The organism is Mesorhizobium sp. M7D.F.Ca.US.004.01.2.1 (assembly GCF_003997785.1).
Lineage (GTDB): Bacteria > Pseudomonadota > Alphaproteobacteria > Rhizobiales > Rhizobiaceae > Mesorhizobium > Mesorhizobium loti.
In genome coordinates this window covers 1-8,816 of record NZ_RZRQ01000245.1, presented here as the reverse complement: position 1 = coordinate 8,816, position 8,816 = coordinate 1, and the positions used below count along the sequence as shown (strand labels likewise).

General features: G+C 61.5%; 13 protein-coding genes and 1 pseudogene. 9 read left to right on the top strand and 5 right to left on the bottom strand.

Features of this window, described 5'->3' with window-relative positions; genetic code table 11:
* Positions 1–407: pseudogene (locus EN993_RS25875) on the top strand (threonine dehydratase); the annotation flags it as partial.
* Positions 404–964 carry a DUF1697 domain-containing protein gene (locus EN993_RS25870; protein ID WP_109671725.1) on the top strand — a complete coding sequence of 187 codons (561 nt, stop codon included), beginning with the start codon at positions 404–406 and terminating at the stop codon, positions 962–964. The pseudogene EN993_RS25875 and the gene EN993_RS25870, both read left to right, overlap by 4 nt.
* Before the next feature lie 8 nt (positions 965–972).
* Here EN993_RS25870 and EN993_RS25865 read toward each other — a convergent pair whose 3' ends face one another.
* The gene (locus tag EN993_RS25865; protein WP_109671724.1) at positions 973–1,266 is read right to left on the bottom strand and encodes a DUF2218 domain-containing protein; all 294 of its coding nucleotides are present in this window, start codon (positions 1,264–1,266) and stop codon (positions 973–975) included.
* Between the two features lie 205 nt (positions 1,267–1,471).
* A complete protein-coding gene (locus EN993_RS25860; RefSeq protein ID WP_109671723.1) occupies positions 1,472–1,912 on the bottom strand; it encodes a VOC family protein in 441 nt (146 codons plus the stop codon).
* 217 nt (positions 1,913–2,129) lie between these two features.
* Here EN993_RS25860 and EN993_RS25855 point away from each other — a divergent pair, with 217 nt between their 5' ends.
* Genes EN993_RS25855 through EN993_RS25845 form a run of 3 tightly spaced genes read left to right on the top strand, consistent with a single transcriptional unit; the run spans position 2,130 to position 4,103 of the window.
* The gene (locus EN993_RS25855) at positions 2,130–2,726 is read left to right on the top strand and encodes a cold-shock protein (protein ID WP_109671722.1); all 597 of its coding nucleotides are present in this window, start codon (positions 2,130–2,132) and stop codon (positions 2,724–2,726) included.
* Between the two features lie 25 nt (positions 2,727–2,751).
* A complete protein-coding gene (locus tag EN993_RS25850) occupies positions 2,752–3,315 on the top strand; it encodes a DUF192 domain-containing protein (protein ID WP_109671721.1) in 564 nt (187 codons plus the stop codon).
* Between the two features lie 20 nt (positions 3,316–3,335).
* Positions 3,336–4,103, top strand: coding sequence for an alpha/beta hydrolase (locus tag EN993_RS25845; RefSeq protein ID WP_164757809.1), 768 nt, complete (start codon positions 3,336–3,338; stop codon positions 4,101–4,103).
* A 109-nt stretch (positions 4,104–4,212) separates the two neighbouring features.
* Here EN993_RS25845 and EN993_RS25840 read toward each other — a convergent pair whose 3' ends face one another.
* On the bottom strand, positions 4,213–4,815 hold the full coding sequence (locus EN993_RS25840) for a hypothetical protein (RefSeq protein WP_109671719.1): 603 nt from the start codon (positions 4,813–4,815) through the stop codon (positions 4,213–4,215).
* A 147-nt stretch (positions 4,816–4,962) separates the two neighbouring features.
* Here EN993_RS25840 and cysE point away from each other — a divergent pair, with 147 nt between their 5' ends.
* Positions 4,963–5,811: a serine O-acetyltransferase gene (gene cysE / locus EN993_RS25835; protein ID WP_056584656.1), complete on the top strand. Its 849-nt coding sequence runs from the start codon at positions 4,963–4,965 to the stop codon at positions 5,809–5,811.
* 151 nt (positions 5,812–5,962) lie between these two features.
* Positions 5,963–6,166 (top strand): DUF3126 family protein, encoded by a 204-nt coding sequence (locus tag EN993_RS25830; protein ID WP_008875567.1) that lies wholly within the window; start codon positions 5,963–5,965, stop codon positions 6,164–6,166.
* Between the two features lie 171 nt (positions 6,167–6,337).
* Here EN993_RS25830 and EN993_RS25825 read toward each other — a convergent pair whose 3' ends face one another.
* The gene (locus EN993_RS25825; RefSeq protein ID WP_127265174.1) at positions 6,338–7,069 is read right to left on the bottom strand and encodes a hypothetical protein; all 732 of its coding nucleotides are present in this window, start codon (positions 7,067–7,069) and stop codon (positions 6,338–6,340) included.
* A 125-nt stretch (positions 7,070–7,194) separates the two neighbouring features.
* On the opposite strand from EN993_RS25825, the gene EN993_RS25820 reads away from it, so the two are divergent.
* On the top strand, positions 7,195–7,536 hold the full coding sequence (locus EN993_RS25820) for a hypothetical protein (RefSeq protein WP_109671716.1): 342 nt from the start codon (positions 7,195–7,197) through the stop codon (positions 7,534–7,536).
* Positions 7,537–7,556: 20 nt separating this feature from the next.
* The gene (locus tag EN993_RS25815; RefSeq protein ID WP_126069252.1) at positions 7,557–8,084 is read left to right on the top strand and encodes a gamma carbonic anhydrase family protein; all 528 of its coding nucleotides are present in this window, start codon (positions 7,557–7,559) and stop codon (positions 8,082–8,084) included.
* Between the two features lie 44 nt (positions 8,085–8,128).
* On the opposite strand, the gene EN993_RS25810 is transcribed toward EN993_RS25815, so the two are convergent.
* Positions 8,129–8,689 (bottom strand): ankyrin repeat domain-containing protein, encoded by a 561-nt coding sequence (locus EN993_RS25810; protein WP_127265173.1) that lies wholly within the window; start codon positions 8,687–8,689, stop codon positions 8,129–8,131.
* Positions 8,690–8,816 lie beyond the last annotated feature (127 nt).

Below are 8,816 nucleotides of genomic sequence, written 5' to 3'. Positions count from 1 at the left end.
GAGCCGGCCGGCGCGCTGGCGATCGATGCGCTGAGGATTTCTCCAGGAAGGAGATCAGGGGCAAGACCATCGTTGCCGTGGTTTCGGGCGGCAATTTCGATTTCGAGCGGCTGCCGGACGTCAAGGAGCGGGCGCTGCGCTTCGAGGGGCTGAAGAAATACTTCATCATCCGCTTTCCGCAGCGGCCGGGCGCGCTGCGCGACTTCCTCGAACTGCTCGGTCCCGACGATGACATCGCCCGCTTCGAATATCTGAAGAAATCGGCACGCAATTTCGGTTCGGTGCTGATCGGCATCGAAACCAAGGACCGTCGCAATTTCGATTTGCTCAAGGCGAACTTCGAGGCCGAGGGAGTCCAGTATCAGGACATCACCGACAACGAGACATTGGCTGGGTTCATCATATGAGCGGTGCCGGAAAAATCTTCGTCGCGCTGTTTTCCGGCATCAATGTCGGCGGCAACCGCATCGTCAAGATGGCGGAGCTGCGGTCGTTCTTCGAGGATCTCGGCTTTTCCGATGTCGCCACCTATGTGCAGAGCGGCAATGCCGTGTTCCGGACTGACAAAGGCGACGCGGCGACGCTGACGAAACAGATCGAAGCAGCCTTCGAGAAGAAATGGGGTTTCTATTCGCGCATCATGGTGCGCGATCTCTCATGGTTCGAGCGGTTGGTGAGCGAAAATCCCTATCCGGAAGTTGCCGCGGACCACACGAAGCTGCACGCCTATGTGCTGGAGCGCGAGCCGACCGCCGATGAGGCGGCGCGGCTGGCCGAAAAGTGCACCGGCTCCGAACGCTTCGAGATCAAGGGCGATGTGCTCTACCTCAGCGCGCCGGACGGGCTGGGCAAATCGGTGTTTGCCGGGCTGATCCCGCGCACGCTGACAGTGCCGGGCACCGCGCGCAACTGGCGCTCGGTGCAGGCGCTGCTGGCGATGGCCGCCCAGGCTGGTGAGAAGTAAGTCGCCGCCTAGGCTGCCGGAGCGGGTTTCCAGTCGAAGGTCAGTTCTTCGCGGAAAGCAAAGCGCTTGATGTGATCTGCGACGACGCTTTCCAGGCGCTCGAGCGATCCGCCCTCGTCAGTCGTCACCGCGATATGAAGAGCGCTCGCGTCTGCGTCCAGAACTGTGCGGCCCATTGAGAGATCGATGGTGCCATGATTGGGATCGAACTCGACCGGGAATTTGTGCGCCCAGTGCTTGCAGAGCTGCTGGAGGTAGCGGCTGGCATGTTCGGTGGTGACGTCGGCATGGCTGGTCGGCATGAACTCTCCTGGGCAAGCGCTTGTTTGTGTGGCTTGGCGCCAACCTGATGCATGTCGCTCAAAAGTGGCCCCCGCTTTTTGGGGGAACGACATGCATAAAACAAAGGCAGGCGCCACAGCTGGACAGATAGGCGCCGTCCCGGGAAATACCAAACGGTACCGGACCTGTCAGCCGAGCATTATCCGCTCAAGACAGCGTGATGGACTACCAGCTTCCGGTGTTTGCCATCGAAGCCCACGGTTCGGCCTTGGCCTTGGCCGGGCCTTTTTGCAAAAGCTCGATCGAGATGCCGTCAGGCGACCTGATGAAGGCCATGTTGCCGTCGCGCGGCGGCCGGTTGATGATGACGCCATTGTCCATCAGATGTTGGCAGGTGGCGTAGATATCGTCGACCTCATAGGCGAGGTGGCCGAAATTGCGCCCGCCCTTGTAGTCTTCCGGATCCCAATTGTAGGTCAGTTCGACCAGCGGCGCTTTGTCGGCGATGCCGCTTTGCTCGTCTTCGGAGGCCGCGAGGAAGATCAGCGTGAAGCGGCCTTGTTCGTTTTCGTAGCGTCGCACCTCCTTTAGGCCGAGCTTGTTGCAGTAGAAATCGAGCGAGGCATCGACGTCGGCGACGCGGACCATGGTGTGCAGATAGCGCATGTGATTTCCTCGATAAATTGCGTTGCGGTGCAACATAGGGTCGGCCCTGTCAAAGGGCAATCATGCGGCAGTGCGCAATGCCGGCAAAGAACAAATCCGGTATTCCCCCAATGAACCGTGAAAAAAGGCACGGCAGGTCTTGCACACACCGGAAGCCGCGGTGTTAATCTGGTGTCAAGAATCAGTTGCGGTGTTCTTGAAACAAGGGGGCATTCTTATGGGGGAAAAGGCCTCTTTGACGGGGCGGGACGGAACCCTTGGCGACGCCTTGCAGCGTGACGAAGGCGGCGATGCCGCTGATCTGCTCGAAGTAGCCGGCGCCATCAAGTGGTTCGATGTGGCCAAGGGCTATGGTTTCATCCTCCCGGATGACGGAATCTCGGGCGACATCCTCCTCCATGTGACATGTCTTCGAAGGGACGGCTTCCAGACGGCCCTGGAGGGCGCGCGCGTGGTCTGTCTCGTCAAGCATGGCGACCGCGGATTGCAGGCCTTTCGGGTGCTCTCCATGGATGTCACCACGGCGGTCCATCCGGCCGAGATGCAGGAGCAGCGCACCCATATCGCGGTGACGCCGGAGAGCGGTCTCGAACGCGCTTTGGTGAAATGGTTCAACCGCACCAAGGGGTTTGGTTTTCTCACCCGCGGTGAGGGCACCGAGGACATCTTCGTCCACATGGAGACCTTGCGCCGTTACGGCATCACCGAGCTTCGGCCTGGGCAGGTCGTGCTGGTTCGTTTCGGACGCGGCGACAAAGGCCTTATGGCCGCCGAAATTCACCCTGATATGGGGACCTTGCCGGTCTCGCACTAGGACGATTTCCGGCCGAGGATCTCGAATGGCTTACAGGAACTGGCTGACTGCGAGCGTGACGTGCGTCGTAATTGCCGTCGCCGCCGCTGCCGGTGGTTATTTCTATTCCGAAAAGCCAACCTCGGCGGACAGCCGGGCGATGATCCTTCCGACCGATCCGGCGCCGCTGGTCGCGGTGACGAAAGGCGGCGATCGCTCCTTTTCCATCGAAGTCGCCGACACCGCCGCCGAGCGCGAGGCCGGTTTGATGTATCGCCAGGACATGGCGGACGACCACGGCATGCTGTTCGTCTTCGAGGTCCAGCAGCAGGTTGGCTTCTGGATGCACAACACTCCGATGCCGCTTGATCTGATCTTTGTCGGCCAGGACGGCAAGGTCCGGGCGGTCAAGCATGGCGAGCCGCAATCCGACGCCGTTATTTCGCCCGGTGTACCGGTGCGCTTCGTGCTCGAGCTCAAGGCCGGCACTGCCGCCAGGAACGGCATCGAATATGGCGACCTGTTGCGCCATCCGGCCGTCGGCACGGTGTCAGGCCCCGGCATGCCGCCCGCCGACAATGGCGATGCGCCCAATGGCGGTGCCGGTTGAGTGGGCAGGCGGGATCGCTCATGCAGTTTTTCACCCATGACGGTTTCGACCTTGCCTTCCTCGACCGCCAGCCGGCATCGAGCGATGGCGATCCGGTGCTCATGATCCACGGCTTCGCCTCGAACCATTATGTCAACTGGGTGTCGCCCGGCTGGTTCAAGACGCTGAACGATGCCGGCTACCGCGCCATTGCCTTCGACAATCGCGGCCACGGCTCGTCGTCCAAGAGTTATGAGGAGGCCGACTATACGCCGGTCAAGATGGCCTCCGATGCCGCCGCCCTGCTTGGCCATCTCGGCATCGAGCGCGCCCATGTCATGGGCTATTCGATGGGCGCGCGCATCGCGGCGTTCATGGCGCTGTCCGATCCGGACAAGGTGGCGACGCTGGTTTTCGGAGGTCTTGGTATCGGCATGATCGATGGTGTCGGCGATTGGGATCCGATCGCCGCCGCACTGCTTGCCGATGATCCGGCCGCGACCAGCCATCCGCGCGGCCGATCGTTTCGCGCCTTCGCCGACCAGACCCGCAGCGATCGCCGTGCCTTGGCCGCTTGCATCGCCAAATCGCGCGAATTGCTGAGCGAGCAGGATATTGCCCTCATTGCCCAGCCGACGCTGGTCGCTGTCGGCACGACCGACGACATTGGCGGGTCGCCCGATGAGCTTGCAGCATTGATGCCGAACGCCAGGGCCTTTCACATCGAGGGCCGTGACCATATGCTGGCCGTCGGGGACAAGACCTTCAAGCAGCGCGTGCTGGAGTTCTATGCCGAGAATCCGCTCTGAGCGGACGGCTTCCGGGGATCGTTCTCAATGGGCTGTCGTTGATGGCAGGCTTGGCCATTCTGGCGATGCTGGCATCGACAATAGGCGCCTTTACCTGATTGCTCCTAGTCTAGCTGTTTGTGAGGGCCGCCAGCGACCGCGCCATGTTCAGCCTGGCCTGCGGTTCGAAGCGCTGGCGAAACTCTTCGGTGTGGAAAATGTGTGGGCGGGCGAGGAAATTCTTCAGGACCGCACTGCGTCCAGCCCGCCACATCGGCTCCTCCACCCAGGCGTACTCGCGCCGTACGGCGCGCTCATAGGCGTCGAAGGCATCCGGCGCGGCACCCAGGATCGACAGATCCATGTCGAGGAAAAGACTTGCGTCCCGTGTGGCCGTCGCGTCGTCGAACGGCGGCAGTTGGTGCGTGGCGGTGGCGACGATCATCGCCGAGATACGATTGAGGCGTGACGGATCCGAGCGGCTCGCCAGCCTTTTCTCGGCAAGGGCAGCACTTTGCGCCTCGTTGTCCTTGGCCTTGCTGTCATAGATGGCATCGTGGAACCAGATCGCCGCTTCGATCGCCTCGGGATCGCCGAGCGAGCCTCGATAGTCGCCTGCCAGGCCCAGCATCGCCTCGATATGGGCAAGGTTGTGGTAGTGGCGGCTCTTGGCCCGGTAGAGTGCTGAGAGCTCGCTTTTCAGCGCGTCGTCGATCAAGGGTTCGTTTTCCATGGCTGCTTGAATTCCCGCGAACCAAATCCATTTGACAAAGCACTAAGGAAAATTGAGTTCAATCGTGCTATGATCTGGCTTATATGTGCGGCCAGACAACAGGCAAGCGCAACAGGCAAGCCCGGCAGGGCGCAGGACGAGACGGCGATGAACAGCATCAGCATTTCCCGACACAGCGCATTGCAGCCGGTCGATCCGATCTGGCGTTCGATCCGCGACGAGGCGATGGAGGCGGTCAACCGCGACCCGCTGCTCGCCGCATTCCTCTATTCGACCATCCTCAACCAGGACAGCCTGGAGGAAGCGGTTATCCATCGGCTGGCCGAGCGGCTGGACCACCAGGACATCGGCTCCGATCTCATCCGCCAGACGTTCAAATCGATGCTGGCCGACGACAAGGATTGGCCAACGACCGTGCGCGTCGACATCCAGGCCTATTACGATCGTGATCCAGCCTGCGACCGCTTCATCATGCCGGTGCTCTATTTCAAGGGTTTCCACGCCATCCAGACGCATAGGCTGGCGCATTGGCTGTGGAACCAGGGCCGCAAGGATTTCGCGCTCTATCTGCAGAGCCGCTCGTCATCGGTCTTCCAGACCGACATCAACCCGGCCGCCCGCATCGGCAAGGGCATCTTCATCGACCACGCCACCGGCCTCGTGGTCGGCGAGACGGCGGTCATCGAGGACGATGTGTCGATCCTGCATGGCGTGACGCTAGGCGGTACCGGCAAGGCCGGCGGCGACCGTCACCCCAAGATCCGCTACGGCGTGCTGATCGGCGCCGGCGCCAAGATCCTCGGCAACATCGAAATCGGCCATTGCTCGAAGATCGCGGCAGGCTCGGTGGTGCTGTCGCCAGTGCCGCACAACAAGACGGTTGCCGGCGTGCCGGCCCGTGTCGTCGGCGAGACCGGCTGCGATCAACCGTCGCGCCAGATGGACCAGCTTCTGCCGTCGCAGACGATGGATCAGGTCGTCAGCTTCGACATCTGATTTTCACGAGGCCGCCGCCTGCTGCCGGATTCCGGCCGCTTGCATGAGCGGGTGGTTGTCTCGCCTTATCAGGCCGCTTGCCTTTACATCGCCATTGTCGACGTGCCAGAAGCGCGTTCGAACGAGCAAGCCCGATGATCGGAGAAGACTGTTGAAGCCGGACGAAATCAGAAAGCTGGACGCCTATTTCAAGCGCGTCTTCCAGAACCCCAAGATCGAGGTCAAGGCACGGCCGCGCAAGGACGATTCGGCCGAGGTCTATGTCGGCGACGAATTCCTCGGCATCGTCTTCAAGGACGAGGACGACGGCGACTACAATTTCTCGATGGCGATCCTCGACATCGATCTGGCCTGAGCCAGCTGTCCAATGCATGTCGCCCAAAAGTGGCCCCGGTTTTTGGGGCAACGACATGCATGAAATCAAAGATCTAAAGCGCGTCGCCTGAATCCGCTCGAACGCGACGCGCTTTAGCGCTGGGCCGGCTCCGCCTCATGCGGCCGGCCAGCCGGATCTCCCGAAGCGTTCTCAATGTCCTGACTTCAGGACGCGCCCGGCTTCGGTGGCGATTGCAGCGTCGAGCGCCTGCCAATCACCCAGAAACTCCCTTGGGAAGCGATAGGTGAGGCTGAGTTCGTCGCCGACCTGGATGTCGCGCTCGCAGGGCGCCAGCGATTCCTCGGCACTCGGCCCGCTCAGGCAACGGGCTACGAACGGGTCCTTGCCGGGGCGTTTGCCGACAACCAGCACCTCGTTCAGATAGCCTGATTTCTCGTTGAAACCGTACACCGTCGTGCCGCCAGGTCCCGCAATGCCGGGCTGGGTGATCAACGCGCTATAGATCGGCGCGAAGCGGCCACTCATGTCACGCGACATCATCTGCTGTTCGAAGGACAGGAAGATGATGCTCTTGGCAGTGCCCGTATGGTTGAAATCGTCCCGCGCGGCCTCGCTGTAGCCTTCCATCTGGGGATAGCGCAGATAGAGGTCGAGCCGCGAAGCGATGCCGTCGCGCCGGGCCTGGGCGAAACGGATGGTGTTGGCCGGCACGGCAATGACATTGTTGGCGATCACCACCTGGTGGACCGTTGCGTCGTCGGTGTATCCGGCCATGGCGATCGAATGGCCGAACCATTTGCCACCAAGGCTGATCGCTACCGACAGCAGCGCCAGCGCCGCGAACCCGTAGAACACCCGCTTCATCAGCCTGGAATCGACCACCGTGAGTTCGGGGCCGTTGGCGAGCGCTGCCTGCTTCATCTCAGTCCTCGGATCTCGAGCCGCCTGTCCGCCTCTGTTGTCCCTGGGCGGCACACATCGCATGGCATGGCCCTTGCAGCCTTCATGGAACGACTGTGCAATTTCATGGTAAATGGAAAGTTAAGATGGGACCGCTGGAACTCACACTCTTCGCTTTTGTCGTCGGGCTGACGGCCTGCGGGTTGGCTGGATCGGCCATGGAACTGGTGTCGGGCCGCAAGGTCGCCTTCACCGAACCCTATGTGTCGCCGTCACATGTCTTGCGCTCGCTGCTCGCGACTGCTTGTGCCGGGCCTTTCATGCTGGTCAACGATGCCATCGATGCCCGGCGTGAGCGCCGCATTTCCAAGTGGGCACTGATGTCTTGCGGCTGCACGGCGATTGCCTGGTCCTTGGCGCTGGGCGTCGTCGTGCTTGCCATTGCCTCATGGACGATCCGTCTCCTAGGGTCCGAATTGCCAGCCTGAGACGATTCGGAGACCGAAAAATGCCGCTTTATGCGATCGATGGAACGGAGCCCAGCTTCGCGGATGCGGACTCAAACTGGATCGCGCCCGATGCGACGCTGATCGGCGACGTGCGGGTCGGCCGCAACGCCGGCTTCTGGTTCGGCACCGTCATTCGCGGCGACAATGAGCCCATCGTCATCGGTGCCGACACCAACGTGCAGGAACATACGGTGATGCACACCGATCCCGGCTTTCCGCTGACCATTGGCGAGGGCTGTACGATCGGCCACCGCGCCTTGCTGCATGGTTGTACGATCGGCGACAACAGCCTGATCGGCATGGGCGCCATCGTGCTGAACGGCGCGAAAATCGGCAGGAATTCGCTGGTCGGCGCCGGCGCGCTGGTCACCGAAGGCAAGGAATTCCCGGACAATTCGCTGATCGTCGGCTCACCTGCCAAGGTGATCAGGGTGCTGGACGACGCGGCCGTGGCAAGGTTGCGCGGCTCGGCGGCGCATTACGTTGCCAATGGCAAGCGCTTCAAGGCGGGGTTGAAGAAGGTCTGAGGTCAGCTTGGCCACCTGTCGGTGATGGTTTCGCCGCGCCCAACTCATTGTCCGTTGGAGCTGCGCCCGGCAATCGGATCGCGCAGCAATGAAGCACCGGCTTCAAAACCGGCAATCTCGGCTTCCTCGATGGCTGTCCTGTAGTCATCGATGCGGGTTTCGAGCGCCGGGTCGGCGCCCGCTGCCAAAAGCAGGCGGATCGCATCGACACTGCGGATGGCCACCGAATAGTGAAGCGGCGTCCAGTCGTTGACGCCCCGCATGTTGGGGGCAGCACCGCCGTCGATCAACACCTGCACAATGTCCAGCCTGTCTGCCCTGTCGGTGGACAGCGCCGCAATGATAGACGGAAACCCGCCGTGATCCTGATAATTCGGATCCGAGCCGGCATCGAGCAGGGTCGAGATGAAGCCGACGGGGCTCCAATAGATCGCATATTCCAGCGGATGCCCGAGGCCGAACTCAAACGGCATGCGCTCATCGAACCAGCGGGAAGAGCCGCCCAAGGCCACGCCGAGGCCGTCGAAGTCGCCGCCCTTGAAGGCATCGTCGATAGCCTTGAACAGACGATGGCGCTCGCATCGATCTTCCGGGATTTCCAACATCGCCGTGATCCAGAGGGCGGAACCAACGGCTCATAGTGCTCCGATCTTCTGTGCGTGGAAAGACGGGACGATTCGACTGAATGAGATTGCGATTTTTCAGCCACTCCAAGCTGATTGGTTTTCGAAC

What these genes read in the sequence shown, in the direction of transcription:
- EN993_RS25870 (WP_109671725.1), top strand. Translation starts at nt 404, where the DNA reads ATGAGCGGTGCCGGAAAAATCTTCGTCGCGCTGTTTTCCGGCATCAAT.
- EN993_RS25825 (WP_127265174.1), bottom strand. Translation starts at nt 7,069, where the DNA reads ATGAAGCAGGCAGCGCTCGCCAACGGCCCCGAACTCACGGTGGTCGAT.
- EN993_RS25815 (WP_126069252.1), top strand. Translation starts at nt 7,557, where the DNA reads ATGCCGCTTTATGCGATCGATGGAACGGAGCCCAGCTTCGCGGATGCG.
- EN993_RS25820 (WP_109671716.1), top strand. Translation starts at nt 7,195, where the DNA reads ATGGGACCGCTGGAACTCACACTCTTCGCTTTTGTCGTCGGGCTGACG.
- EN993_RS25855 (WP_109671722.1), top strand. Translation starts at nt 2,130, where the DNA reads ATGGGGGAAAAGGCCTCTTTGACGGGGCGGGACGGAACCCTTGGCGAC.
- EN993_RS25810 (WP_127265173.1), bottom strand. Translation starts at nt 8,689, where the DNA reads ATGTTGGAAATCCCGGAAGATCGATGCGAGCGCCATCGTCTGTTCAAG.
- EN993_RS25845 (WP_164757809.1), top strand. Translation starts at nt 3,336, where the DNA reads ATGCAGTTTTTCACCCATGACGGTTTCGACCTTGCCTTCCTCGACCGC.
- EN993_RS25860 (WP_109671723.1), bottom strand. Translation starts at nt 1,912, where the DNA reads ATGCGCTATCTGCACACCATGGTCCGCGTCGCCGACGTCGATGCCTCG.
- EN993_RS25850 (WP_109671721.1), top strand. Translation starts at nt 2,752, where the DNA reads ATGGCTTACAGGAACTGGCTGACTGCGAGCGTGACGTGCGTCGTAATT.
- EN993_RS25865 (WP_109671724.1), bottom strand. Translation starts at nt 1,266, where the DNA reads ATGCCGACCAGCCATGCCGACGTCACCACCGAACATGCCAGCCGCTAC.
- EN993_RS25840 (WP_109671719.1), bottom strand. Translation starts at nt 4,815, where the DNA reads ATGGAAAACGAACCCTTGATCGACGACGCGCTGAAAAGCGAGCTCTCA.
- cysE (WP_056584656.1), top strand. Translation starts at nt 4,963, where the DNA reads ATGAACAGCATCAGCATTTCCCGACACAGCGCATTGCAGCCGGTCGAT.